The sequence below is a fragment of the Nonomuraea soli genome (assembly GCF_013761175.1).
GTDB lineage: Bacteria > Actinomycetota > Actinomycetes > Streptosporangiales > Streptosporangiaceae > Nonomuraea > Nonomuraea soli.
In genome coordinates, this window is record NZ_JACDUR010000001.1 from 1,423,325 (window position 1) to 1,448,470 (window position 25,146).

General features: G+C 71.3%; 27 protein-coding genes. 18 read left to right on the forward strand and 9 right to left on the reverse strand.

The annotated features are described in order from the left end of the window. On the reverse strand, positions 1-408 hold the full coding sequence (locus tag HNR30_RS06795) for an OsmC family protein (protein ID WP_181608756.1): 408 nt from the start codon (positions 406-408) through the stop codon (positions 1-3). 126 nt (positions 409-534) lie between these two features. On the opposite strand from HNR30_RS06795, the gene HNR30_RS06800 reads away from it, so the two are divergent. From HNR30_RS06800 to HNR30_RS06810, 3 genes are all read left to right on the forward strand, one after another. Beyond that, a complete protein-coding gene (locus HNR30_RS06800; RefSeq protein WP_181608757.1) occupies positions 535-1,347 on the forward strand; it encodes a universal stress protein in 813 nt (270 codons plus the stop codon). Continuing rightward, positions 1,344-2,192, forward strand: a complete 849-nt coding sequence (locus HNR30_RS06805) for a universal stress protein (protein WP_181608758.1) — start codon at positions 1,344-1,346, stop codon at positions 2,190-2,192. Before HNR30_RS06800 ends, HNR30_RS06805 begins: the two co-directional genes overlap by 4 nt. A 210-nt stretch (positions 2,193-2,402) precedes the next feature. Then, the gene (locus tag HNR30_RS06810; RefSeq protein WP_181608759.1) at positions 2,403-3,098 is read left to right on the forward strand and encodes a sigma-70 family RNA polymerase sigma factor; all 696 of its coding nucleotides are present in this window, start codon (positions 2,403-2,405) and stop codon (positions 3,096-3,098) included. On the opposite strand, the gene HNR30_RS06815 is transcribed toward HNR30_RS06810, so the two are convergent. The 3 genes from HNR30_RS06815 to HNR30_RS49950 are packed head-to-tail and all read right to left on the reverse strand — an operon-like array spanning position 3,013 to position 6,870. Then, entirely contained in the window at positions 3,013-4,686 is a 1,674-nt protein-coding gene (locus tag HNR30_RS06815; RefSeq protein WP_181608760.1) for a SulP family inorganic anion transporter, read from the reverse strand. The genes HNR30_RS06810 and HNR30_RS06815 overlap by 86 nt on opposite strands. A gap of 4 nt (positions 4,687-4,690) precedes the next feature. Next, complete coding sequence (locus HNR30_RS06820; protein WP_181608761.1) at positions 4,691-5,542, reverse strand: universal stress protein; 852 nt, start codon at positions 5,540-5,542, stop codon at positions 4,691-4,693. Continuing rightward, a complete protein-coding gene (locus HNR30_RS49950) occupies positions 5,539-6,870 on the reverse strand; it encodes a DUF4389 domain-containing protein (RefSeq protein ID WP_181608762.1) in 1,332 nt (443 codons plus the stop codon). The genes HNR30_RS06820 and HNR30_RS49950 overlap by 4 nt, the downstream gene beginning before the upstream one ends. A 50-nt stretch (positions 6,871-6,920) precedes the next feature. Between HNR30_RS49950 and HNR30_RS47375 the strand changes: the two genes are divergently transcribed. Genes HNR30_RS47375 through HNR30_RS06835 form a run of 3 tightly spaced genes read left to right on the forward strand, consistent with a single transcriptional unit; the run spans position 6,921 to position 8,290 of the window. Continuing rightward, the gene (locus HNR30_RS47375) at positions 6,921-7,196 is read left to right on the forward strand and encodes a universal stress protein (RefSeq protein ID WP_246377194.1); all 276 of its coding nucleotides are present in this window, start codon (positions 6,921-6,923) and stop codon (positions 7,194-7,196) included. A gap of 12 nt (positions 7,197-7,208) precedes the next feature. Then, on the forward strand, positions 7,209-7,823 hold the full coding sequence (locus HNR30_RS06830) for a universal stress protein (RefSeq protein WP_246377196.1): 615 nt from the start codon (positions 7,209-7,211) through the stop codon (positions 7,821-7,823). Beyond that, positions 7,820-8,290: a CBS domain-containing protein gene (locus HNR30_RS06835; RefSeq protein WP_181608763.1), complete on the forward strand. Its 471-nt coding sequence runs from the start codon at positions 7,820-7,822 to the stop codon at positions 8,288-8,290. Before HNR30_RS06830 ends, HNR30_RS06835 begins: the two co-directional genes overlap by 4 nt. Here the strand turns inward: HNR30_RS06835 and HNR30_RS06840 are convergent. Beyond that, positions 8,225-9,052, reverse strand: a complete 828-nt coding sequence (locus HNR30_RS06840) for a universal stress protein (RefSeq protein WP_181608764.1) — start codon at positions 9,050-9,052, stop codon at positions 8,225-8,227. The two genes, HNR30_RS06835 and HNR30_RS06840, sit on opposite strands and share 66 nt — an antisense overlap. Positions 9,053-9,149: 97 nt before the next feature. Between HNR30_RS06840 and HNR30_RS06845 the strand changes: the two genes are divergently transcribed. Then, a complete protein-coding gene (locus HNR30_RS06845) occupies positions 9,150-9,641 on the forward strand; it encodes a flavodoxin family protein (RefSeq protein ID WP_181608765.1) in 492 nt (163 codons plus the stop codon). On the opposite strand, the gene HNR30_RS06850 is transcribed toward HNR30_RS06845, so the two are convergent. Then, the gene (locus tag HNR30_RS06850) at positions 9,602-10,642 is read right to left on the reverse strand and encodes an acetate/propionate family kinase (RefSeq protein ID WP_181608766.1); all 1,041 of its coding nucleotides are present in this window, start codon (positions 10,640-10,642) and stop codon (positions 9,602-9,604) included. The two genes, HNR30_RS06845 and HNR30_RS06850, sit on opposite strands and share 40 nt — an antisense overlap. Next, positions 10,624-12,909, reverse strand: a complete 2,286-nt coding sequence (locus HNR30_RS06855) for a phosphoketolase family protein (protein WP_181608767.1) — start codon at positions 12,907-12,909, stop codon at positions 10,624-10,626. The genes HNR30_RS06850 and HNR30_RS06855 overlap by 19 nt, the downstream gene beginning before the upstream one ends. 138 nt (positions 12,910-13,047) lie before the next feature. Between HNR30_RS06855 and HNR30_RS06860 the strand changes: the two genes are divergently transcribed. The 7 genes from HNR30_RS06860 to HNR30_RS06890 all read left to right on the forward strand — a co-directional run bounded on the left by HNR30_RS06860 (position 13,048) and on the right by HNR30_RS06890 (position 18,747). Continuing rightward, positions 13,048-13,251, forward strand: coding sequence for a hypothetical protein (locus HNR30_RS06860; RefSeq protein WP_181608768.1), 204 nt, complete (start codon positions 13,048-13,050; stop codon positions 13,249-13,251). 65 nt (positions 13,252-13,316) lie between these two features. Further along, the gene (locus HNR30_RS06865; RefSeq protein ID WP_181608769.1) at positions 13,317-13,730 is read left to right on the forward strand and encodes an Hsp20/alpha crystallin family protein; all 414 of its coding nucleotides are present in this window, start codon (positions 13,317-13,319) and stop codon (positions 13,728-13,730) included. Between the two features lie 114 nt (positions 13,731-13,844). Continuing rightward, the gene (locus tag HNR30_RS06870; RefSeq protein WP_181608770.1) at positions 13,845-14,261 is read left to right on the forward strand and encodes a universal stress protein; all 417 of its coding nucleotides are present in this window, start codon (positions 13,845-13,847) and stop codon (positions 14,259-14,261) included. A gap of 30 nt (positions 14,262-14,291) precedes the next feature. Further along, positions 14,292-14,645 carry a hypothetical protein gene (locus HNR30_RS06875; RefSeq protein ID WP_181608771.1) on the forward strand — a complete coding sequence of 118 codons (354 nt, stop codon included), beginning with the start codon at positions 14,292-14,294 and terminating at the stop codon, positions 14,643-14,645. Positions 14,646-14,720: 75 nt separating this feature from the next. Continuing rightward, positions 14,721-17,168, forward strand: a complete 2,448-nt coding sequence (locus HNR30_RS06880; RefSeq protein ID WP_181608772.1) for a cation-translocating P-type ATPase — start codon at positions 14,721-14,723, stop codon at positions 17,166-17,168. Beyond that, positions 17,165-18,019, forward strand: coding sequence for a universal stress protein (locus tag HNR30_RS06885; RefSeq protein ID WP_181608773.1), 855 nt, complete (start codon positions 17,165-17,167; stop codon positions 18,017-18,019). Before HNR30_RS06880 ends, HNR30_RS06885 begins: the two co-directional genes overlap by 4 nt. Then, a complete protein-coding gene (locus HNR30_RS06890) occupies positions 18,016-18,747 on the forward strand; it encodes a DUF6544 family protein (protein WP_181608774.1) in 732 nt (243 codons plus the stop codon). The genes HNR30_RS06885 and HNR30_RS06890 overlap by 4 nt, the downstream gene beginning before the upstream one ends. 91 nt (positions 18,748-18,838) lie before the next feature. Here HNR30_RS06890 and HNR30_RS06895 read toward each other — a convergent pair whose 3' ends face one another. Further along, positions 18,839-19,318, reverse strand: coding sequence for a PNPOx family protein (locus HNR30_RS06895; RefSeq protein ID WP_181608775.1), 480 nt, complete (start codon positions 19,316-19,318; stop codon positions 18,839-18,841). A gap of 214 nt (positions 19,319-19,532) precedes the next feature. Here HNR30_RS06895 and HNR30_RS06900 point away from each other — a divergent pair, with 214 nt between their 5' ends. Beyond that, a complete protein-coding gene (locus HNR30_RS06900; protein ID WP_181608776.1) occupies positions 19,533-20,906 on the forward strand; it encodes a WS/DGAT/MGAT family O-acyltransferase in 1,374 nt (457 codons plus the stop codon). Further along, positions 20,903-22,234 (forward strand): wax ester/triacylglycerol synthase domain-containing protein, encoded by a 1,332-nt coding sequence (locus HNR30_RS06905; RefSeq protein ID WP_181608777.1) that lies wholly within the window; start codon positions 20,903-20,905, stop codon positions 22,232-22,234. Before HNR30_RS06900 ends, HNR30_RS06905 begins: the two co-directional genes overlap by 4 nt. 1 nt (position 22,235) lies before the next feature. Here the strand turns inward: HNR30_RS06905 and HNR30_RS06910 are convergent, their stop codons facing one another. Next, on the reverse strand, positions 22,236-22,472 hold the full coding sequence (locus HNR30_RS06910; RefSeq protein WP_181608778.1) for a BON domain-containing protein: 237 nt from the start codon (positions 22,470-22,472) through the stop codon (positions 22,236-22,238). A gap of 166 nt (positions 22,473-22,638) precedes the next feature. On the opposite strand from HNR30_RS06910, the gene HNR30_RS06915 reads away from it, so the two are divergent. Together HNR30_RS06915 and HNR30_RS06920 are read left to right on the forward strand one after the other, a co-directional pair. Next, a complete protein-coding gene (locus tag HNR30_RS06915) occupies positions 22,639-23,703 on the forward strand; it encodes a nitroreductase/quinone reductase family protein (RefSeq protein ID WP_181608779.1) in 1,065 nt (354 codons plus the stop codon). Between the two features lie 177 nt (positions 23,704-23,880). Next, positions 23,881-25,116: an MFS transporter gene (locus HNR30_RS06920; protein WP_281389489.1), complete on the forward strand. Its 1,236-nt coding sequence runs from the start codon at positions 23,881-23,883 to the stop codon at positions 25,114-25,116. Positions 25,117-25,146: the final 30 nt, after the last annotated feature.

A 25,146-nucleotide genomic window follows, 5' to 3' on the forward strand; every position in this document is an offset into this window, starting at 1 on the left:
TCACACGGGGACGGCTTCCTGATCGCCGGAAGCCAGGATCGTGAAGCCGACCTCGGCGGGCTGCCGCAAGGAATTGTGCACGGTGCAGTGTTCGATGACCGCCTCGAAGGACCTGCGCAATCCCGGCGGGAGCCCGGGCGCGTGCACCTCGAGGTCGATCCGGCCGACGCGTTGCGGGTTGTCGGCCATCTCGTAGCGGGCGGTGACCGACAGTCCCGAAGGCAGCTGCCGCCTGCGCAGGTAGCGCACCGCGTAGAGGGCCACGCACGAGGCCAGTGCGCCGACGAAGAGCTCGACCGGGGTGGGCCCGCTGTCCAGCCGAGGCTGGTCGGTCCGCACGACGTGGTCGCGGATGTCGATGTCGAAGCTGTCGCCGCCTTGCCAGAGGACTTCGATGTTCTCGCTCATGGCCCCAGCCTCCGCCGCCGGGCGCAGCCGTAGTAGGGCCGTTCGGCGCACCGCCGGGGGATAACGGCCCTAACCCTGGAGCTCCCGCCTTGCGATCGTAGAGATATGAGCGAAATAGGAGTTTTGGTGGGCTATGACGGCTCTGCCGCGGCCGAGCGCGCCGCCCAGTGGGCCGTCGCCGAGGCGATCGGCCGCAGGCTGCCCCTCACGCTCTGCCGGGGGTGGAAGTGGCCCTATCCGAAGTGGCCCGGCGAGCGAATCCCGGAGGACCTCGCGGCACGCATGCCCCAGCGCGTGCTGGACGGCCTGGCCGGCCGGCTGCGCAGGAGCCATCCCCTTCTGGACGTCGGCACGATCCTGGAACGCGCCTCGTCGGCGGCGCTGCTCGCCTCGCTGAGCGAGCACGCGGACCTCCTCGTGGTCGGAGCACGGCGCGGCTCACTGGGCGCCCGCGTCGCCACCGGCGCGCCCTGCCCGGTGGTGGTCGTGCGCGGCGAGTCCAGCGGACCCGTCGTGCTCGGCTTCGGTGCTTCCTACGAGGCGATGAGGCTGGCGGCCGAGGAAGCGGTCCTTCGCCAGGTCCCCCTGAAGGTCCTGGTCGCGGGCGCCGACGATCTCACCCGATCCCAGCGCAGCGGCTGGGCGTGGAGCGAGCTGCAGCACTGGCGGCACCACTACGCACAGCTCCAAGCCGACGTCGAGACCGTCGGCCGTGCTCCGAAAGCCGCCCTGCTCGAGGCCTCGTGGCAGGCAGGGCTCATCGTCGTGGGCTCGTCCGGACCGATCAGCCGGACCCTCGTCCGGCATGCCGCCTGCCCTGTGGCGATCGTCGGCAGAGTGAGGACCGAAGTCCTGCCCGACCAGGACCAACGGCCATGGGCCGGTCGACCGGCGGCCGGTGTCATGGAGCCGACACACCAACGAAGGAGAGCGTCATGATCGTGGCCGGAGTCGACGGCTCGCGTGCCGGGCTGGAAGCGGTGGCGTGGGCCGCCAGGGAAGCGCGCCTGCGTGACGTGCCGCTCCGCGTCGTGCACGCGATGCCGCGATGGGTCCTGGAGAACCGCACCGGGCACTATCAGCAGGTCGCCGCATGGATGCGTGACGGTGCCCGATCGGTCGTGGAAGCAGGGCTCGACCGGGCACGCCGTGAGGAGCCGAAGGTGACCGCCGACTCGGCCTTCCTGCCGGGCGATCCCCGCCAGGCCCTGATCGAAGCGGCGCGCGACGCCGAACTGCTCGTCCTCGGCAACCTGGGCCTGGGCGGCATCCGCGGCCTGCTCGTCGGCTCCGTGGCGTACGGCGTGGCCGGGCACGCGCCCTGCGACGTCGTCATCGTGCGCGACCTGCCGTCACGGCCGCACGCTGAGGTGGTTGTGGGCGTCGACTGCTCGGATGCCATGACCAAGGAGCTCGGATTCGCCTTCGCCGAGGCTCAGCTGCGCGGTGCCCGGCTGCGGGCCGTGCACGCCTGGCGGTGGTTGGAGGCAGGCGGCGGCTTCATGCCGGTGCCCGACGACTTCGACGACGAGCGGGCCGAGACGCGGCGGCTCGCGGAGACCCTCGCCGGCTGGCAGGAGCGTCACCCCGACGTCGAGGTGGTGCGGGAGGTCGTGAGAGGCCACCCCGCAGAGGTGCTGCGGCAGGCGGCCGAGCACGCCGACCTGCTCGTGGTCGGCTCGCACGGGCACGCGGAGTTCGCCGGGCTGGTGTTCGGCTCGGTGAGCCAGGCCATGGTGCATCACGCCCCCTGCCCGCTGGCCGTCATCCGCACGCGCCGATGAACGGCCGTACCCGGCCGGGAGCCGCCTCGACGGCCCCGGCCGGTCGGCGTGATTCAGCCCGCCTGTGCCAGATATGGCCGCCGCCCTCGTGCCGCTTGCCAGCAATGGACGGCCCCGCGGCCAGGAGCGACGAAACCCGAGTCCAACGTCCCGCCGGGACATGCCGATGGTCCCTCGATCCGGACGCCCGGCAGGTGCGACGGTGATCACATGAACACACCCCTGCTGAACGCGGAAGAAGAAGTCGCCCTCGCCAGGCGCATCGAGGCGGGCCTGTACGCCGAGCACCTCCTCGAAACCCGAGGTCACGATCCCGATCTGGAGGCGGTCGCCGCGGACGGCAGGGCCGCGCGCGAGCGCATGATCTGCGCGAACCTGCGGCTGGTGATGTCGGTCGCGAAGCGGTACGCCCATCGAGGGCTGCCCTTCGCCGACGTGGTCCAGGACGGCAACGTCGGCCTCATCCAGGCCGTCGAGCACTACGACCACACGAGGGGGACCCGGTTCTCCACCTGTGCGACGTGGTGGATTCGCAAGGCGATCCTGCAAGGGCTGGAGCGGGCGAGGACCATCCGCATCCCTCCGCACCCGGTGCGGGCGCCGTGGGCGTGCGTGACCCTCGACATGACCCTGGGCGAGGTGCTCGCCGATCCCGACGTCAAGAGCACCGAGCAGATCGTGGAGAACCACCTGCTGCACGACTCGCTCCTCCCGGCGGTGGACACGCTGGCGCCCCGGCAGGCCCTGATCATGCGCATGCGGTTCGGCTTGGACGGGCACGCGCCCCGCACACGACGTCAGGTCGCCACCGAGCTCGGGCTCACTCCGACGTGGGTCCGCTCCCTGGAGCAGGAGTCCCTGGCGTGGTTGCGGCGCCGTCCTGAGGTGTATCAGCTGGCCGGTTGAGATAGGCGTCGACCGCGGTTGGCAGGGTCGGGAACAGCCGCTCCTCGCCGATCGAAGCCGTCAGGCCGTAGGCGTCGAGCGCCGTCCGCAGATCCTGCTTGACCCTGGCCATGGCGAAGACGACCCCTTGCCGATCCAGCTCGGCCCGCAGCGACTCGAGCGCGTCGAGCGCGGTGATGTCGACCTCGACGTTGGCCTCGACGTTGAGGACGAACCACGACGTTCCGGGGGAGAGCGCGGCCAGCGCGCGGCGCCGGAAGTCCTGGGCGTTGGCGAAGAAGAGCGGGGAGTCGTAACGGTAGACGACCAGGCCCGGAACGGTCTTGGCCGACGGGTAGTCGTCGATGTCGTGCATCCCGGCCAGCCCGGGGACGAGCCCCTGGACGGCGTCGTGGGGGCGGGCGATGCGGTGGAGCATCTCGGCGACCGACAGCGCGACCGCGAGCAGGATGCCGTACAGGATGTCGAAGACCAGCACGCCGGCGGCGGCCGCCAGCGCGAGCAGCAGCTCGCTGCGGCGGAAGGAGGCCAGGCGGCGGAAGGCCGGCAGGTCGATGAGCCGGATCGCGGCGTACACGACGATCGCGCCGAGCGCGGCCGTGGGGAAGTCGGCCAGCAGCGGCCCGGCGAACAGCAGCACCGCGACCACGCCCGCCAAGGCGACGAGTGAGTAGCGCTGGCTGCGGGCGCCCGCGGCGTCGGCCAGCGCGGTACGGCTACCGCTGCTGCTGACCGGGAAACCCTGCAGCACCCCGGCGCCCAGGTTGGCCGCGCCGAGCGCCAGCAGTTCCCGGTTGGCGTCGACCTCCTGGCGGTGCCTGGCGGCGAACGAGCGTGCGGTGAGCACGTTGTCGCTGTAGCCGACGAGCAGCAGGCCCAGTGCGGGCAGCAGCAGTGCGGGCAGGTCGCCTGGGGCGGGAAGCGCGGGCGTGGGCAGGCCGGAGGGAATCTGCCCGACCACCTTGATGCCGAGGTCATCCAGGCCGAAGAGAGTGACGCAGGCGGTGGCCAGCAGGACGGCGAGCAGCGGGCCCGGCAGGCGCGGGAGTTTCCACTGGAGCAGGAAGAGGAAGGCCAGCACGGCGAAGGCCATCAGCAGTGTGGGCAGATGGAGTCCGGGAAGGTCACGCGCGAAGCCGATCAGGTCGTAGCCGTCCATCGGAACGCCGGTCAGCTTGCCCAGCTGGCCGAGGATCATGATGATCGCGACGCCGGTCAGATAGCCGACCAGGATCGGCCGTGACAGCAGGTCGGCGACGAAGCCGAGTCGCAGCAGCCAGGCCACCAGGCAGAGCAGGCCGGCGACGATCGCCAGCGCGGCGGACAGGACCGCGTAGCGGCCGGGATCGCCGGCCGCCAGGGGCGCGACCGCCACCGCGGTCATGAGCGCGGTGGTGGACTCGGGGCCGACCGACAACCGGCTCGAGGACCCGAGGAGGGCGTACAGGGCGAGCGGGGCGAGTGCCGCCCACAGGCCGGCGACCGGAGGCAGGCCCGCCACCGTGGCGTAGGCCATCACCTGGGGGACGAGGTAGGCCGCCACGGTCAGCCCGGCCAGGAGGTCGCCGCGGAGTGGGCCGGAGATCATGCGCTCAGTGTCGCACCACCACGATCGGGCACCGGGCGTGGTGCGTCAGCGCGTGGGCCGTGGGCCCGGGGCTCAGCAGTCCGCCGCGTGCCCCCACGACTACGAGGCCCACGTCCGCCGAGACCCGCACCAGCGCGGCGCCGGCCGACGTGTGCCGTACGTCTTCGCGCACGGGCACGTCCGGATGCTTGTCGCGCCAACCTGCCAGCGACTCGGCGAGCAACCTGCCCTCCTCCTGGCCGACCTCCTCCGTGTCGTAGACGAGGGGTTGCATGTCGCCGGGCGTTCTGGTGGCCGGATGGGACCAGGCGTGCACGGCGCGCAGCCCGGCACCTCGCAGCTCCGCCTCGCGGAAGGCGAACTCGAGCACGGCCTCCTGCCCCGGCAGGCCCGTGACGCCGACGGCGACCTCGCCGCCGTGCCGGGGACGCTGCCCTCGGACGATGGCGACCGGGCAGGCGGCCCTGGCCGTCAGGTGCCGGCCCACGGAACCGAGCAGCATGCCGGCGAAGCCGCCTCGTCCCCGGCTGCCCACCACGATGAGCGCCGCCTCGTCGGAGATGGCGGTCAGCGCGTCCTCGGCGCCGCCGTCGGTCAGCTCCGCGCTCATGTCGACGCCCGGTGCGCACTCACGGGCGCGCTGGACCGCCCGGTCGAGCATCATCCCGGTGGAGACGGCACGTTCGGCGTCCCAGCGGTGTGGTTGTCGCACCAGGGGCAGCCGCTCGTTCCAGCGCAGGGTGGCGTGGACGATCCGCAGGGGAGCGTCGCGCAGCGCCGCCTCGTAGGCGGCCCACGCGGTGGCGCGCATCGAGGAGGCGGAGCCGTCCACGCCGACGATCACGGCCGGGGTCATGGCGCGCTCACCGGGTGCTCCACGGTGACCAGCCGCAGACCCGCCACGATCAACCCGGCTCCGAGCAGCAGCAGGACGGCCGCGGCGGCGAGCGTTCCAGCTGTCAGGGCTCGCAAGGACGGCAGGGTCGCCGCGACCGCGACCGAGGCGTCGACTCCGGCGCCGCCGTCCTCGTTCATGATCACGAAGGCCCAGTCGCCGGGCTGGACGGTCCAGGTGAGCGTGCCGTCCGACTGCGCGGCCCAGATCTGCTGGACGCCGGGCGGCGTCGGCGGCGGGCCTCCCGGCAGGACGCCCCGGGACGGCAACCGGTCGTGCGCCACGCCACGCAGGTATTCGTCGAGATCGCGCTGCCGTGCGATGCCCACGAAGAGCGGCTGATCCACCGCGACGGCCCGCACTCGCACGGTGCCCACCAGATCGCGCAGGAACGCCGACCCGGGCCGGTCCACGACGAACTCCTCGCTGGTCAACGCGTAGCCTGAGGTGGTCACTGTCCTGACCGGGCTGCTGACGTATCCGTCGTCGCCGCGGGCCAGCGCCAGCCCCGCTCCGCCGACGGCGGTGGCCAGTGCGCCCAGGACGAGTACCGCGCCGATCGACAGGGCGGCGATGGACGAGCCGGTGTGCCGGACGTGCCCGTCGTGCCCGTCGTGCGGTACTGGGGCGAACTCGCCTGGGCGGTCCTCTCCGCCCTGGTCGAGACGGAAGGGCGGGTAGGCGTCCGTCATGAGCGCCGCGTAGGCGGCGACCCGCAGGGCCCACCGGTTCATGCCGGTCACCAGGTCGAAGAGCCCGCGCGGATAGCGGCCGGTGAACAGCAGGGTGATCGCGGCGATGATCACCAGGATGCCGATGACGCCGCCCAGGTCGATGGTCCTGGCGACGCCGTTGTCCCACGAGACGAGGCTGCCGCTGGTGAACAGTGCCACGATCACGTAGTGGGGGATCGCCAGCAGCCACCACTTGACCAGGACCAGCCCGCGCGACAGCTGTTCGGGAAAGGCGATGTCCAGGGTGGCAGGGTAGCCGGGCTCGGCCTGGAGCGAGAAGGGCGGGTAGCGGTCGGTGCCCAGCGCCCCGAAGCTGTAGTAGGTCACCCGCCAGCTCCACCGCAGCACGCCCAGGTTGAACGCGAAGATCGAGCGCGGGTAGCGGCCGGTGAACAGGATGGCGAAGAAGGCGACCGCGGTCAGCACGACGAACGCCATCCACAGGAAGGCGAGCAGGAAGTAGTGCGGAAGGGCCAGGATCGGCTTGACGATCCACAGCCCGCGGCTCAGCGGCTCGTCGAGCCGGGCCGTGACGCGAACGGGATAGGTCTCCATTCCACCAGCGCATCACTCGCCGCATCTCGTGACAGGGGCCGAAGGTCCTCATGACCAGGGACTTCGTCCTCATGTACGCCGGGTTGGAGCCCGCCACGCTGGGAGCGAGGGGAGTGGTGGCGATGAACCCGGTGATTCTCGTCGGCGTGGACGGATCCGAGCCCTCGACAGCCGCCGTGGGCTGGGCGGCGGAGGACGCCAGGAACCGTGGGCTAGGGGTGCGGCTCGTGCACGTGTGCGAGCAGACGGAGGTGTACGCGCAGCTGTGCGAGCTGGCGCTCAAGGCGGCGAAAGAGGAGGCCTGCCGCCTGGCGCCGGGCGTGTAGGTCGACACGGCGATGCTGAGCGGGCCCGTCATCGAGACGCTGATCTCCGAAGCGGGCGAGGCTGACTGTGTCGTTGTCGGCAGCCGCGGGCTGGGCGGATTCACCGGGCTGGTGCTCGGCTCGGTCAGCCTCGGCGTCGCCGGGCACGCGTCGGGTCCCGCTGTCGTCGTCCGGCGTCTGCCGCGAGTCGTCCACCGCGACGTGGTCGTCGGTTTCAACGGCGGCGAACCCTCCCGTCTCGCGCTGGACTTCGCCATCCGCCAGGCCCACGCCCGGCGGGCACGGCTGCGTGTCGTGTACGGCTGGCAGCCGCCGGCAGCCTCGCCCTACGCCACCGAGTTGGGCCACCTGCAGGCCGAGACGTTCCAGGACTACGCGGGCATGGTGCGCGAGCAGGTCGAGGAGCAGCGCGCGCGTCACCCCGACCTGATCATCGAGGAGAACCTCGTCTGCGAGCACCCCGTGTCGGCCATCGCCCGAGCTTCCAGCACGGCGGACCTGGTCGTGGTCGGAAGCCGGGGGCTGGGCGCCGTCGGCTCGGCCCTGCTGGGTTCGGTGAGCCACGGAGTCCTCCACCACGTGCACTGTCCCGTCGCCGTCGTCCGGCCGCGCAAGGAGGAACCATGAACATCGAGAAGCTGCCCGCATCGCGCGTCATGAGCCGGATCCTCGTGGCGATCAAGCCGGAGGAGTCCCCGCTCATGGCATGGGAGCTGATGCGGCGTGCCGAGGTGCACCACCTGCCGGTCGTCGATCAGGGCCGCTTCGTCGGCCTCCTGACCCGTGAGGACCTGCTGGCATCCTGGTACGGCGGGCCGGACCTGCAGTCCCGGCGCACCGTGCGGGCTCTGCTCGGACGGCGCCGCACGCCGTGCACATCACCGGACGAGGTCCTTGGCGAGGTGGCCGCACGCATGCTCGGTGCGGGATGTGACGCGCTGCCGGTCCTGGCCGGGGGCGGGCGCCTGGTCGGCCTGATCACCACCACCGACGTGCTCGCCGCCGTCGCGGGGCGGCTGCCGGAGGAGTCAGGGGCGGGCGAGGTGCTGACGAGAATGTTCCACCTTGAGCCGGTGCTCCCCGGGCAGTCCTGAGACCACGGCGACCGGGCAGGTCGAACGGCGCAGCACACCGTGGCAGACCGAGCCGAGCACCGCCCTGGCGACCGCGCCGCGATGACCCGGGCCCAGCACCACGAGGGCGGCGTCCTTGGCTGCGGTCAGCAGGACCTCGGCAGGGCCGCCGCAGGCGACGTTCCCGGTCACGGGCACGTCGGGCCATGCGCGCCGCAGCGGCGCCAGCCTGTCGTGCGCCAGCCGGTAGGCCGCCCGCCGAGCCTTGTCGAGGTCGAACTCCAGCACGTGCGGCGGGACCTGCCACGCGTGCACCGCGAGCAGGCGGGTCCCGCGGAGGGCGGCTTCGGCGAACGCGTGGGCCAGCGCCGCGTCGCTGTCGGCCGTCTCCGAGACTCCGACGACCACCTCTCCGGCGACGGGCGGGGATGGACGGACGATGACCACGATGCCGGTCGCCTGGGCGGCGACGCCGAGGCTGACGGAGCCGAGCACCTCGCTGGCCAGCCGGCCCAGCCCCCGGTTGCCGAGCACCAGCTCGGCCGCGTTCCGCGCGCGGTCTCGCAGCACGGCGACTGCCGCCCCGTCGATCGCTTCTGTGGTCACCGCCAGATCCAGCCTGTTCGCTCGCGCGGCGTGCTCCGCCGCGGCGAGGGCTCGGGCGTCGGTTCCCACGTGCAGGATGTGCAGCGGCAGCCCCTTGCGGACCGCGTCATCGGCAGCCCACTCGACGGCGGCCAGGGCCGATGCGGAGCCGTCGGTCGCGACAACGATGGTGTCCATAACGGCATCCTGCGACCCCGCCGGGCCGTGCAGTAGGGCTGAAAGTCACGACCGTTCGGCCCTGCCCGCATGGCGTGGCCCGGAACAGCATGGAGCCATGCGTGCACTTGTGATCTACGAATCGATGTTCGGCAACACCCGGCTGATCGCCGAGGCGGTCGCCGAGGGGCTCGGAGCGGACGCGGTGGAAGTGGGCGCGGCGCCCGACACGGTCACCATGGACGTCGACCTGCTGGTGGTCGGCGGGCCCACCCACGCGTTCGGCATGACGCGGCCCTCCACTCGCAAGTCCGCCGCCGACCAGGCCACCGGGGAACTGGTGTCGAAGGGGCGGGGACTGCGCGAATGGCTCTCGGGCGTCCGCATGGACGGTACCGTCGCGGCGGCCTTCGACACACGGGTGAGCAAGCCGCGGCTGCCGGGCTCCGCGGCGAAGGGGGCGGTCCGGCGCCTGCGCCGCCTCGGTGTGGCCCTGGCAGCCCCGCCCGAGAGCTTCTACGTGACCGGGACGACAGGGCCGCTCGTCGAGGGCGAACTGGAGCGTGCCCGTCAGTGGGGCGAGGCGCTGGCCAGGACCGTCAGCGTCTGACGGGCGATCTCGCCCTCCTCGTCCGCGGGCAGGACCAGGACGGCCACCTCGGCGTGCTCAGGTGAGACGACCTGGTCGCCCGCCTCGTTGCGGGCGGGATCGACCATGATGCCCAGGCGTTCGAGCCCGGTGAGGGCACGGGCGCGGACCTCGGGGGAGTTCTCTCCCACGCCGCCGGTGAAGATGATCGCGTCCACGCTCCCGAGGAGCGCGTAGTAGGCGCCGACGTACTTGCGGATGCCACGGCAGTAGATCGCGAGCGCCTGTTCCGAGCGCACCTGCCGGAGGTCGGCCGTGCCGGCGAGAGCCTTCAGCCCCGAGTCGTGGGTGAGGGCTTCCTCGACCGCTCGGGTGTCCAGGCCGTGGACGCGGGCGAGGTAGCCGGGCAGGCCGGGATCGACGTCGCCGCAGCGGGTGCCCATGACCAGGCCCTCCAGCGGGGTCAGTCCCATGGAGGTGTCCACGCTGTGACCGTCACGGACGGCCGTCGCCGAGCAGCCGTTGCCGAGGTGCAGCACGATCAGGTTGCCCTCGTGGCCGAGCGCCGCCGCCTGCCGTACGGCTGATGCGCATGAGGTGCCGTGGAAGCCGTAGCGGCGCACACCCCACTCGCGCGGCACGGCGTAGGTGTAGGCCTCCGGGGGCAGGGTCTGGTGGAAGGCCGTGTCGAAGACCGCGATCTGAGGAACGCTGGGGAAGACCTCCTGACATTTCATGATTCCGTGAAGGTTGATCGGGTTGTGGAGGGGGGCCAGCGGCTCCAGCTCCTCGATGGCGGCAATCACGTCAGCGTCGACGAGCACCGGGTCGCGGAAACGGTCGCCGCCGTGCACCACCCGATGCCCGATCGCCTCGGGCACCGGATGGTCCTGGACGAGGCGTGCGAGCAGATCGTCGAGCCCGTCCACGCCTTCCAGCCTTCCTGCCGCCAGCCGTACCTCACCCTCGATCAGCTGGTACTTCACGCTGGACGAGCCGGTGTTCAGGACGAGTACGGCCATGTCCACTCCCTGATCTCGGGGGCGTCCTCGCCGTGCTCCCTGGTGTGGGCGCGGGCCCGCAAGCGGGCGTCGGCCATGTGCTGGCGCAGGTGAGCCTGCTCCACGGCCAGGCCGGGCACGCGGTCGATGACGTCCATGACCAGGTGGTAGCGGTCGATGTCGTTGAGCATGGCCATGTCGAACGGCGTGGTCGTGGTGCCCTCCTCCTTGTAGCCGCGCACGTGCAGGTTGGCGTGGCCGGTGCGCCGGTAGGTGAGGCGGTGGATCAGCCACGGGTAGCCGTGGAAGTTGAAGATGACCGGCTTGTCGGCGGTGAACAGGGCGTCGTACTCGGCGTCCGATAGTCCGTGGGGGTGCTCGCTCGGCGGCTGCAGCCGCATCAGGTCGACGACGTTGACGACGCGCACCTTGAGCTGCGGCAGGTGTTCGCGCAGGAGCGCGGCGGCGGCCAGGGTTTCCAGGGTGGGCACGTCTCCCGCGCAGGCCAGCACGACGTCGGGCTCTTGGCCGGCGTCGGTGGAGGCCCAGTCGATGATGCCCAGGCCGCGGGTGCAGTGGGTGATGGCCTCGTCCATGGTGAACAGGTCGAGGACTGGCTGCTTGCCCGCCACGATCACGTTGACGTAGTCGCGGGAGCGCAGGCAGTGGTCGCCCACCGAGAGCAGGGTGTTGGCGTCGGGCGGGAGGTAGACGCGCACGACGGAGGCTTTCTTGTTGACCACGACGTCGAGGAAGCCGGGGTCCTGGTGGGAGAAGCCGTTGTGGTCCTGGCGCCACACGTGGGAGGACAGCAGGTAGTTGAGGGAGGCGATCGGCCTGCGCCAGGGGATGTCGCGGCTGGCGTCCAGCCACTTGGCGTGCTGGTTGAACATGGAGTCGATGATGTGGATGAAGGCCTCGTAGCAGTTGAACAGGCCGTGGCGGCCGGTCAGCAGGTAGCCCTCCAGCCAGCCCTGGCACAGGTGCTCGCTGAGGACCTCCATGACGCGGCCGTCGGGGGACAGGTGGTCGTCGCCGGGTTCCAGGTCGGCGTTCCAGGTGCGGTCGGTGGCCTCGAAGACGGCCTGCAGCCGGTTGGAGACGGTCTCGTCGGGTCCCATGAGGCGGAAGCTGGCGGGGTTGGCGGCGATCACGTCGCGCAGGAAGCCGCCCAGGGCGCGGGTGGGTTCGCTCTCGTGCGAGGCGGGCGCCTTGACCTCGACGGCGTGCTCGCGGAAGTCGGGCAGCACCAGCGGGCGCAGGATCTCGCCGCCGTTGGCGTGCGGGCTCCCTGACATGCGCTTGTCCGGTACGGCACGCAGCACGATCTCCCGCGGCCGCCCGTCGGCGTCGAACAGCTCGTCGGGCCGGTAGGAGCGCATCCACTCCTCCAGCTGGGCCATGCGCTCGGGATGGTGGCGGACGTCAGCCAGGGGGACCTGGTGGGAGCGCCAGGTGCCCTCGACGCGCTGGCCGTCGACCTCGCGCGGTCCAGTCCAGCCCTTCGGCGTGCGCAGGATGATCATGGGGAGCGGCCCGCCGTCGCGCATCTCGTCGAAGACGGTGTCCAGGGTCTGGGCCATCTCCTCGTGGGAGGGCCCGACCACGTGCGGGCGGTAACCGTACCCGCGCATGAGGTCGAGCAGCTCGGATTCCGGGATGCGGGCGAGCACGGTGGGGTTGGCGATCTTGTAGCCGTTGAGGTGCAGGATCGGCAGGACCACGCCGTCACGGTCGCGGTTGAGGAACTTGTTGGAATGCCAGCTCGCGGCCAGGGGCCCGGTTTCCGCCTCGCCGTCGCCGATCACGCACGCCACGACCAGGTCGGGGTTGTCGATGGCGGCGCCGTAGGCGTGGGCCAGGGAGTAGCCGAGCTCGCCGCCCTCGTGGATGGAGCCGGGCGTCTCAGGTGCGACGTGGCTGGGGATGCCGCCGGGGAAGGAGAACTGGCGAAACAGCCGCCGCATCCCGGCCGCGTCTCTCGAAATATCGGGATATTTCTCGCTGTAAGTGCCTTCCAGCCATGCGTGTGCCACCGCCGCCGGTCCGCCGTGTCCGGGGCCGGCGATGTAGATCATGTCCTGGTCGCGCTCGGCGATGATCCGGTTGAGGTGGGCGAAGCAGAAGTTCAGGCCCGGCGTGGTGCCCCAGTGGCCGAGCAGGCGGGGTTTGATGTGCTCGGGCCGGAGCGGCTCGGTGAGCAGCGGGTTGTCCAGGAGGTAGATCTGGCCGACGGACAGGTAGTTGGCCGCTCGCCAGTAGGCATCGATGTGCTCCAAGGTGTCCATAAGGGGACTCTCGCCGGAGATCCTTGTCTCATACCAGGGACGAAAGTCCCAGACCTTGGCGGCGCCATGTGAGTCCTTCGACTCGGACGCCGGAGGGCACGCCGTGTGATGGTGGTCACACGACAGAAAAAGCCCTGAATGAAGGTGATCGAAATGGCCGTCCTGCTGACTTCGACCTGCGTCGACAACGACCCGCTGACCGAGGCCTACTTCAGCAGGGCAGCCGGCGAGCTGGGCACGCACCGCTCCGACGGGTCCGGCTCGTGTGCCTGCTGCCGTGTCGTATGGCCCTGTCCTAAGGCCCTGGCCGCCGCCTTCCTTCTCGACATCCACAGTGCCTGAAGACCCTGGGCGCGGGCTGCGCGCAGGAGTGTGCTGGAGGCGTGGGAAAAGGAAAGGAGGCTGTGATGATCCTGCCAGAGCGCCGGGACACCAGGTTCGGCCTCCCGGAGCTGTTCGAGTGGCTGGAGCACCCGATGTTCGGGTTCCGCCCCTTCGGACAGGTCATCCGGGTGGAGGACTACGTGGCCGACGGCAGGTACGTGCTGCGCGCCGAGCTCCCCGGAATCGACCCCGACAAGGATGTCGAGGTCACCGTGGGTGAGGGCGTCCTGCACATCCGGGCCGAGAAGATCCACAAGGTCACCGAGCCGCAGCGCTCGGAGTTCACCTACGGGTCGATGACCCGGACGATCCCGCTGCCGAAGGAGGCCAAGACGGACGACGTCAAGGCCACCTACAAGGGCGGCGTGCTGGAGGTCAGCGTGGGGCTGGCCGAAGGCAAGAAGACGGAAGGCCGGCGCGTCACCATCGAGCACTGACCCTCTGAAGCGGTGCGGGCGGGAGAGTAACGGGGCTCCCGCCCGCACCGCTGTCTCGTGCACAGGGTCCAAAGCCTCTGGTGGCCCCTTCAGCCACGTCCGATCGTGGATCGTATGAGAAACGGACGAGTGGTGGTGGGGGTCGACGACTCGGCCGCGTCCCGCGCCGCCCTGAGATGGGCCGAGCTGAAGGTCACGCGTGACGGAGGCGAGTTGGTCATCGTCCACGTGCACGAACCGCCGGCAGTCGCGCCCTACGCCCGGGTGCGCGGCAGAAGCGGTGGCGTTCCCGACATCGCCGCCCTGGTAGTGGTGGGCAATCCTGTGCGGGAGCTGATACGGCTTGCCGAGGACGCGGAGTTGCTGGTGCTCGGCTCGAACGCGAACACCCACCGCGATGAGCGGCTCGGAGCGGTCCTGATGGCCTGTCTCCTCCATGCGCCGTGCCCCGTGGTCGTGGTGTCGCCGCAACCGGCGGACGACCCTGCTCAGAGGAGCCTTTCGGCACTGCCCGCCGCCTCCCTCCGCTGACACTCTCGGAAGGGAAGGGAGGTGGACAGGATGAGGCTGACCTGGAAGGACGCGGTGGCGACGATCTCCGCGGCCGCCGTCGTCGCGGTCTACGTCATGTTCCTGACCGGAGCGGACGTGCCGATCGTCGACAGCGTGCGCGGCGCGACAGGCACGATCCTGTTCCTCGGCATGGTCGGCGGCTGCGCCATGAGCCGCGCCGACGTGCCCAAGGGCGCCTACACCGTGCTCACGGGCATGTTGGGGACGGTCGCGCTGCTGGCCGCCGCGGTCGCGCTGATCGCCGACGCGGAGATCGCGTTGCTGGTCTTCGTTGTCGCGACGCTCGCCCTGTGGGCGGTGGCGACCGTACGGCACGCGGCCACGCCCATGGTGAAGGTGTGAGTCGGGCCGAAGGTCCCGCTGACGCGGGCCCTTCGGCTCACGCCTGCCCGGCCCCGCCGATGATCTGGTGAAGGCATGACTGTCGTGAACGAGCTGTCCGCCCATGCTGCCGCGCGCCTGCTGGCCGAGGTGGGCCCCAACGAGCTCCCGCAGCCGTCGCAGCCCTCGCTGCCCGCCCGCGCCGCGCGGCACCTGGCCGATCCGCTGTCGCTGCTCCTGCTGGTGGCCGGGCTGGTGACCCTGGGAGTTCTGGGGGAGATCCCGGAAGGTGCGGCCATTTTGACGATCCTCCTGGTCAACGTGGTGATCGGGGTGAGCCAGGAGGTCAGGGCGGAGCGCGCCGTCAAAGCGCTCAGGACGTTGACGGCGCCCATGGCCAAGGTCCGCCGCGACGGCATGACCGTGCGGCTGCCCGCCGTACAGGTCGTTCCCGGTGACGTGATCGAGCTGGCCGCGGGGGATCGTGTGCCCGCGGACGCCCGCGTGGTGGAGGCCTCGGCGCTCGCAGCCGACGAGGCGATGCTGACCGGGGAGTCGCAGTCGGCGGCCAAACGGGCGGGCGGAGCGACCGACGGGCCCCTGGGGGATCGCGACGGCGCCCTGTATTCGGGCACGCTGGTCGTGCGCGGCTCGGGCGTCGCGATCGTCGAGCGCACCGGCGCGCACACCGAGATCGGCCACATCGCCGCGGCCCTGGAGGGCACGGTCAAGGGGCCACTGGAGATCGAGCTGGCGCGAGTCTCCCGGCGCATCGGCGTTCTGGCGGTGGCGGCCGGGGTGCTGATGGTCGTCCTCGGCCTCACCAGGGGCGGGATAGCTCCGCTGGACCTGGTCCTGGCCGGAGTCGCCCTCGCCATCGCGGCCGTACCCGAGAGCATGGCGGCGGCCGTGACCACGGCCCTCGCACTCGGATCGCAGCGTATGGCCCGGCTGGGCGTGATCGTCCGGCGCCTGTCGGCGATCCAGGCACTCGGCGCGACCACGGTGATCGCCTCCGACAAGACCGGCACGCTGACCACCGGACGCCTCACCGTCACCGACTCGCTGTCCCACCCCTGGCTCGCGGCACTTCGGTGCAACGACGCCCGCGACGGGCTGGGCGACGCGGTCGACGTGGCGCTGGCCATCGCGGCCGACCGGCGGGGGGTACGGCTGCCGCCGGGCGAACAGCGGCTGACCACCCGGCCGTTCGACGCCGAGACCCGCAGCATGGCGGTGATCACGGACGGGCCTCTGCTCACCGTCAAAGGAGCACCGGAGGTGGTGCTCGCCCGCTGCGTCCAGGACGAGGAGACGGTACGGCTGGAGCGAGCCGTATCCGGTCTCGCCCGGCGCGGGCTGCGGGTCCTGGCCCTGGCCGAGAAGCGCACGGACGACCTGGACGCCGACGGGCTGACAGCGGTCGGCCTGGTGGCGCTCAGCGATGAGATCCGCCCCTCGGCCCGGCAGGCCGTGGCCGACTGCCGCCGGGCCGGCATTCGTGTGATCATGGTGACCGGTGATCACGCCGACACGGCGCGCGCCGTCGCGGAGCGCATCGGGATCGAGGCGGAACCGGTCGTGACAGGCTCGGAGCTCGGAGCCGACCGGGCGGAGCGGTTGCGCGCGGCAGGGGTTCTCGCCAGGGTCGATCCCGCGACCAAGCTCGACCTGGTCTGCGCCCTTCGCGAGCGTGGCGAGGTGGTCGCGATGACCGGTGACGGCGTCAACGACGCGCCCGCGCTCAGGCACGCCGACGTAGGCGTGGCCATGGCGGGCGATGAGGGCACCGACGTGGCGCGGGAGGCGGCCGCCGTCGTCGTCACCAACGGTGAGCTCGGCACGATCGTCTCCGGCGTGCGCGAAGGGCGTCGCCTCCACCACAACGTCTCCTCGATGATCGGCTACCTGCTAGCGGGCAACCTCGCCGAGATCTTCCTCGTCCTCGTCGGCCTGTTCGCCTGGCCCGACCTCGTCATCCCGCTGCTGCCGGTGCATCTGCTCTGGATCAATCTCGTGCTCGACGGCATCCCCGCCATCGCTCTGGGCGTCGACCGCGCGGCCGGAGACCCGCTGGAGACCAGAACCGGCCGGTTGTTGTCGGGGCGTGTGCTCGCCCGCATCGCCGTACGCTCGCTGGTGGTCGGCGCGCTCGTCTTCGCCGCGATCGAGGCGGCCAGAAGGCTCGGCTGGAGCGAGGAGCAGGTACGCACCCAGGCCGTGCTGACGCTGGTGTTCGCCCGCCTGACGCTGGCCTACGTCGTGCGGGCTCGCCGCTGGACGTTCGAGAGGGGCTGGTGGCGCGGCAGGGCGGTGCTGGTCGCCGTCGCCGGCACGGCGGCGCTCCAGGCCGTCCTCACCCTGGTGGCGCCGCTTGGCCTGCTGCTGGCCCTGGTGCCGATCCCGCCCGCTGGATGGGCGATGGCGGCGGGCGCCGCGGCGCTCACGCCGTTGGTCTGCGACCTGCTGGGCCGGAGGTCCCGAGCTTCAGGGTCGTTCGCCCGCAGCGACAGCGGGGCCTCTCGCGGTGCGATAGAGGCATGAACAGACACATCATCGTCGGCACAGACGGCTCCCCCGCGGCGACCGACGCCGTGCGGTGGGCGGCGACCGAAGCGGCGCGCACCGGGCGGCCGCTGCACATCGTCCACGTCAGCGGCGTGTGGGCCTACGACCTCCCCACCCGCAACGCGCTCAGCACCATCGAGGAACTGCGTCACCACGAGGGCGCGATCCTGGCCGAAGCGGCCCGCGTCGCCCGGAAGGAGGCGGACGTCGAAGTGACGACGGCCGTGGTCTGGGGCAAGGTGAACATCGCCCTGCAGCGCGCGTCCGCGAAAGCGGACCTGCTGGTGGTGGGCACTCATGGGCACAGCTGGACGGCCTCCCTGCGCATCGGCTCCACGGCCGCCTCCATCGCCGCGCACGCCGCCTGCCCTGTGGTCGTCGTTCCCGGATTCGTGCACGAGCCGCATGAGGAAATCGTGGTCGGCTTCGACGAGGACACGAGCGGCGCGCTCGACTACGCCTTCGCGGAGGCGTCGCGCCGCGGAGTCCGGTTGCGCGCCATCCATGCCTGGCAGCCCCCTGCCTTCTCTCCGTTCATCGCCGGCTGGCCGCCCATGTACCAGGGCGTGTTCGACGCGGCCAAGGAACGGGCCCGCCGCATGCTCCAGCCCTGGCGCGACCGGTACCCGCACGTCGAGCTGATCGAGGAGACCGTCTGCGGCAGCGCCGCAGCCGCGCTACGCGGAGCCTCGGCCCGCGCCGACCTGCTCGTCGTGGGCTCGCGCAAGGCCTTCCTCGGCTCGGTCACCAACGCCGTGCTCCACCACGCGCGCTGCCCCGTCGCGGTCGTGCAGCATGCCAAGGTCCACGCCGTGAGCGCGCCATGAGCCTCGTCATCGCCCCTGCCGCGCTCACCGACCAGGCGACCGGCGACTGGGCGCACTTCCAGCAGGAGACCCCCGAGCCCGAGCCGTTCGACCCGGCCGCCGCCGACCGGCTGCCGGAGCCCGCACGCCGATGGGTACGGCACGCGATCCGTCCCGGCGCACCCCTGCGACGCTCGGTCGTTTTCCACACCCACGGGATGATCAAGCTGGGCTCCTGGCGCTCGTTCGACGCCCACCAGGCGCTGACGCCCTTCGACGGCTACGTCTGGGCCGCGCGCACCGGTCTGATCCGGGGGTTCGACCGGTATCGCGCCGGTGAGGGCGAGATGCGCTGGCGCCTGCTGGGCCTGTTCCCGGTCATGTCGCAGCGTGGCCGGGACGTCAGCAGGAGCGCGGCGGGGCGGCTGGCCGGGGAGTTCGTCATGGCTCCGGCCAGCGCGCTCGACCCGCGAATCGTGTGGAAGCCCGTCGACGACCGCAGGGTCGTGGCGGTCGTTCCAGGCGGCAACGATGTCACGCTCACGATCGCCGGCTCGGGGCGGCTGGAAGCGGTGTCGCTGCAGCGCTGGGGCAACCCCGACGGCGGCGCGCCCCGCTACCTGACCTTCGCCGCCGCCATGCTGGACGAGGTCACCTTCGACGGCTACACCATCCCGGCCGAGGTGCGCGGCTCGTGGGACGGGGACGAGTTCATCTGGTACGTGATCGACGAAGCCATCTTCCGCTGAGTGGCGGGTGCCGGCTTGACCAACCACGCGTCCCCCTTGGGCCGAGAAGCGTAGCTGGTCAGGCAGCCGGCCGATCACACACGATCGACGTTCAGGCGTCAGGACGAATCCGGAAGACGGGCAGGTCGGCGGCCACCCGGTCGTAGTCTGCGGCCGGCGAATCCAGTGCCAGGGGCACATGCGGCCTCGCTCCGGGCGCGACCTGCAGATAACGCCGGACAACGGGTCCCCGGGCGGCGGGAGGAACCGCCTCCAACCGCACCCTCTCTCGGCGGCCGTGCCGCAGGACCGCCCGGTCTCCGGCGGCGCGCACGTTGGCCACCCAGTTGGCGCCCCCGCCGAGCATGGCCACCAGGTAGCGTTCTCCGCCGTAGTCCGCCACGACCAGGGGAAGGCGGATCAGCTTGCCGGAGACGCGTCCCGGCACTTCCAGCGTGACCAGGCGCTCGGGCATGATCAGGCCCGTGTCGTGCACGGCCACCTGGATCCGGTTGAGCACCCTGCAGAGCCGGTTCGGGCGCCCGCCGCGGTAAAGCCAGCGGATGTACCGTCCGTGCAGGCCGCTAGACATGGGCGGTCAGGAAGGGCGTGACACCTGCGACGGTGACGACCTTCGGGTCGATGCGTGTGACAAGGCTGTTCACGGGTCCTCCGGGTGCGCGGGTGGGCGATGTCTCACGCCCACACTGTCGGCTCCGCCGTACCCCGGAGACAGAGACCAAAGTCCTTCCCCTGAGGGCTGAACAGCCCTCACCTTCGAGGGGATCCCGGCGGAGGCTGGGGGTATGCGGCAGCTCACTGCTCTGGACGCCCAGTTCCTCAACTTCGAAACCGCCACCAACGTCGCCAACGTGGGCGGATTGTCGATCCTTCACGGACCGGTGTCGAGACAGGAGGTTCTCGCCCGGATGGCGGAGCGCATCGACGGCGTGCCGCAACTGCGGCGCCGCCTGGTGCCGGTTCCGATGGGCCTGGACCATCCGTACTGGGCCGACGGCGGCGTCGACCTCGACTATCACGTGCGCGAGCTGGCCCTGCCCGCGCCTGGGGACGCACAGCAGCTCGCCGAGCAGGTGGCCAGGATCCATGAGCGGAGGCTGGATCGCACACGCCCGCTGTGGGAGATGTACGTGATCCGAGGTCTGGCCGGGGCGCGGGGTGCGATCTACACCAAGGTCCACCACGCCGCGGTGGACGGCCTGACCGGGGCCGAGGTGCTGGCAGCGCTCATGGATCCCGCGCCGCCTCCGCTGCCGTGCGAGCCCGAGCCGGTTCCGGAGGCGTGGCAGATGCTGACCAGGGGTGCGGCTCACCTCGTGGCCAACCCCCTCCACCTGCTGCGGTTCCTGGCCGAGGCGGTGCCGCTGCTCGACCAGCTCCCCGTCGCCTCGCGGCTGCCGGGGACACGATGGTTGTCCCGCAGGGCCCACCTGCCGGAGCTTCCGGAGTTCGTCGCCCCCTGGACCCCGTTGAGCGGACCGGTGTCCGCGCACCGGCGGTTCGCCTTCGTCTCGCTCCCGCTGGAGGAGATCAAGCAGGTCAAGAAGGCGGCCGGGGTCACCGTGAACGATGTGGTGATGGCCGTGTCGGCAGGAGCTCTGCGACGGTGGCTGATCGCGCACGACGCGCTTCCGGACCGACCGCTGATCGCGGGCGTGCCGTTCTCCCTGCGCGCGCGTGCGGAGGCCGGGGAGGGCAACCAGGTCACCATCATGATCACCGAGCTGGCCACCCAGATGGCTGACGCCGCTGAGCGGCTGGCGGCCGTCAGCGCGGCGATGAGGCTGATCAAGGAACGCTTCGCGCTGAGCCCCGCCGGCTGGCTGCACGAGCTCACAGGGAGCCTGCCGGCGGCGCTGAACGGCCTGGCGGACCGTGCCGCTTTCGCGCTGGTCGGCAGGACGATGCCGCCGATCAATGTGATCATCTCCAATGTCCCGGGGCCGCAGATGCCCCTGAGCATCGCCGGGGTCAGGGTTCTGGCCCACTATCCGCTCTCGGTCGTGACCAACGTCAGCGGCGGGCTCAACCTGAGTGTCTTCTCCTATGACGGGGCGGTGCAGTTCGGGATCACCGCCTGCCGGGAGCTGGTCCCCGACGTGTGGGACTTCCCCGGCTACCTGCGCGAGTCGCTCGACGAGCTTCGGGAGGAGGTGTGAGGCCGCCCATCGAGCGTGTCACCTCCGCCGACCTCACCATGCGCGCCATCAGCGCGCGCGGACGGGTGCCGCAGCACCTGGGCGCCGTGCTCGTTCTCGACGAGTGCGACCCCGGGGCGACGGCGCGGCTGCTGGCCGAGCGAGCCGCGCTGGTTCCCGGGCTGCGCAGGAGGCTGGAACCCGTGCCTCCGGGTTGCGGGCGGCCGATCTGGGTGGACGACGGTTCCTTCGACGCCCGGCGCCATGTCCGCCGCGTGGCGTGTCCCGAGCCGGGAGACGAGGGCGCGCTGCTGGACCTTGCCATTGACATCGTGCTCCGGCCACTGGCATCCGACCTTCCCCTGTGGTCGGCGACCGTTGTCACCGGTCTGACGGACAGCGCCGTGGCGGTGGTCATCGTCGCCGATCATGTGCTCACCGACGGCATCGGCGGGCTCGCGGTCCTGGCCCGGCTCCTGGACGGTGCCGGCCCTGTTGACGATGTCCCCGGGTTCGCGACGGCGCATCCCGCGCAGCCACCCGGCCGGCCGCCGCTCCGGGCGCTGATCGCGGACGCGTGGCGCGACCGCTGGCAGGCCGTACGCGGGCTTCCCGGCCATGTGCGGCAGTTGGGCGCGGCGGCCGGAGGCGGGGAAGCGGCCAAGCTGACGGCGGCGCGGCGATGCTCGCTGCTCCGCCCCACCGGACCCAGGCGCGAGGTGAGGGTCGTGAGAGCCGACGTCGCGACGTTGAAAGCCGCGGCCCACCGGTACGGGGGAACGCTCAACGACGCGATCCTGACCCAGGTGGCGGGTGCCCTGCATCAGCTGCTCGCCAGGCGCGGTGAACGCGTCGAGGAGATGTGCGTGGTCATCCCCGCCGCGCTGAGCCGTACCGAACACCTGGGCAACCTGGTCAACCCCGTGCTGGTCACCGTACCGGGAGCCGGAGAGCCGGCACGGCGGCTGGTGCGTACCGTCACAGCCATGTCCGCGGCCAGGGCCGTCGCGTCGCGGCCTTCGCTCATCGCTCAGCTGGGACCGGCGTTCCGCCTCCTCGCCCGGCTCGGGGTGCACCGGTGGTGGATGGCGCACCAGCGCTTCATGCACACGCTGGTCACCAACGTGCACGGACCCGACGAAGCGATGTTCCTGGGCGGTGTCAGGATCAGGGAGATGATCGCGATCCCGGTCTCGGAGAACGGGAACATGCCGGTCACCTTCGCGGTGCTGTCCTATGCGGGCACGGCGATGATCAGCGTCATCGCCGATCCGGAGGCCCTGCCCGACCTGCCGCAGCTGATGGAAGAGCTGCGGGAGCAGGTCACAGTCGTGTGCTCGCGAGATTGAGTCAGGCCGCTGGGACGAGCACGACGTCGCGGTGCTCGGACCTGACCTCCGAGACCAGCTCGACCACGCCGTCGAGGTCACGAACCAGCCTGATCAGCCGGATCGCGTCAGATGTCCATTCGACGCTTCCCGTAAGGGTGACCTGACCCTGATCGACCTCGATGCCGAGAGACTCGCAATCCCATCCCAGACGCTCCTCGACGGCTGTCCTGATGGCATCCGCTACCTGGGTTGTCATCGTTCTCACACTCCCTTCACCGCGAGGTTCGCATCGGGGGAAGAGCCGGTGTAGTGGCGAAGGTCCCTGGAGTCCGGGACCTGCTCCTCAGGGCCAGAGCCCGAGACCCTCGCACACTGGAGGTGCAGGGCCGGGGTGCCCGCCCGGCTCCGGGACGGAGGCCGCCATGAGCCGATGGACGGACCGCGTGCAGACGTCGATCGTCAATCCGAGCGTGCGGCTGCTTCTGCGCGCCCCCCTGCACGACCTGCTCTCCAGCCGCGTGGCCGTGGTGTCGGTGCGCGGACGCCGGAGCGGCAGGCAGATCGGCGTGCCGGTGCTGTACGTCCGGCATGGCGACGCTCTCACCCTGGTCAGCCGGCGGTCTCGGCTCTGGTGGCGCAACCTCGGCGACGACCGGTCTTCTCGCGTACGGCTGCGCGGTGTGGAGTACGGTGCGCGGGCCGAGGTGAGCCACGATGCCGCCCGGGTCGAAGCAGCCGTGCGAGCGGTGGGCGGCGGTCGGCTGGTGCTACCGGTCGCGGACGCCGTGGCGATCACGCTCCGCCTGGGTTCCCCGGTGCAGGCCGCCCGCGAGCGCCCCGGCCTGTGGCGGAGTTGGTTCTTCGCCGTCACGCTGGGGGAGATCTTCGGCTTCGCCGTACCCGCCCTGGCCGCTGCCGCGGTGGCGGACCCCGCGTGGGGAACGCTCGGCATCGCGCCACTCATCCAGGCGGGCGTCATCGTGACGGCGGGCCTTGCCGAGGGCGCGGTGCTGGGCGCGGCCCAGGCCTACACCCTTCGGCAGTGGCTCCCCGACATCAGCACCGTGCAATGGGTGAAAGCCACCGCCGGAGGCGCCGGGATCGCATGGGTGATCGGTTCGTTGCCCGTGGTCCTGGGAGAACGGCTCCTGAGCTGGCATCCGGTCGTGCTGGGCGCGCTCGGGATGCTCCTGCTGGCTGCCATGGGCGCTCTGCAGTGGCGGTTGCTCCGCCGCCACATACGCCGCGCCGGGTGGTGGATACCCGCGACAGCGGGAGCATGGCTGGTCGCCCTGGCTGCCTTCGCCGCGGTGACGACTCCGCTGTGGCAGGAGGGCCAGGCCGGATGGTTGGTCGCCGTCATCGGCCTGCTCGGTGGAGTGGTCATGGCGGCCACCGTCGCCGCGCTCAGCGGCTTGGTGGTGAGGTGGCTGGTGGGCTCGGCGGCGGCCGACCCGGCGGCCGGCGACAGGCTGCTTGCCGCCTGACAAGTCGTCCTGCGCGGGGCCGGCGGCCAAGCGACGGCGCAGGGCCGGAAGTCCCAGCCATCAAGGGACTTTCGGCCGTGGGCACCCACCGCCGCGGCCGGTGTCATGGGGAAAGCCGGTGCGGGCCAAGCCATGCGGGCAGCCCGATCGAGCCACATCGACCACCGAGGACGGATGATGACCACCGATCCAATCGAACGCCCCGAACCCTCCAACCGGCTGCGGCGCCCGGTGGTCATGCTGACCTTGGCGACGGTCGGGTTCGCCGTGAACTTCTGGGCCTGGGCCCTGCTCAGCCCGCTCGGGCCGCGCTTCAAGGAGCTGCTCGGCCTGTCGGCGTCCCAGCAGGCGCTCCTGGTGGCGGTACCGGTCGTGGTCGGCTCGCTGGGACGCATTCCGGTCGGAGCGCTCACGGACCGGTTCGGAGGGCGGGTGATGTTCCCGCTGATCTCGGCGATGACCATCCTGCCGGTGCTGTTCATCGGCGTAGCCGGGCAGGGGTCGCTGGCGGCGCTGCTGGTGGGAGGGTTCTTCCTGGGCATCGGCGGGACGGTGTTCGCGGTGGGCGTGCCCTTCGTCAGCGCCTGGTTCCCGGCCGAGCGTCGCGGCCTGGCGGTCGGCGTCTTCGGGATGGGCATGGGCGGCACCGCGATCAGCGCGCTGACCACGGTCAAGCTGGTCAGGACCGGCGGTTCGGCGACACCTTTCCTCATCACCGCCGCGGTCCTGGCCGTCTACGCGGTGGTCGCCTGGTTCGTGCTGCGTGATGCCCCGGGACGCATCCCGCCGGCGCAGTCGACGGCGGCCCGGCTGGGCGCGGCCGTGCGGCTGCCGATCACCTGGCAGGCGTGCCTGCTCTACGCGGTGGCGTTCGGCGGGTACGTCGCCTTCTCCGTCTACCTGCCGGTCTACCTGCAGTCGGCCTACGGGCTGGAGCAGGCCGACGCCGCCAATCGCATGGCGGGCTTCGTGATCCTGGCCGTGGCGATGCGCCCGGTCGGCGGCTGGCTTTCCGACCGCTTCGGCGCCGTTCCCGTGCTGGCGGGCGTCTTCGGGGTGGTCGCGCTGTGCGCGGCGGTGCTGACGGCCACCCCACCGCTGATGCCGGGGGGAACGATCGCGTTCCTGATGATGGCCGCAGCGCTCGGTTCCGGTAGTGGGGCGACCTTCGCGCTGGTCGCGGCCGTGGCCCCCGCCGACAAGGTCGGAGCGGTCACCGGCCTGGTCGGCGCCGCCGGCGGCCTCGGCGGGTTCGTGCCGCCGCTGGTCATGGGGCTGGTCTACACCGTGTTCGGATCCTACGGGCTGGGCCTGGCGCTGCTGTCGGCTGTCTCCGCACTGACGCTGCTCCTCACCCTCACCGCGGTCCGCTCGACCGCGCGTGGCGCTCGGACCGGTGCGGTGATTCGCTGAAAGTCGGGACCAAAGACCCTGATCTGTCCG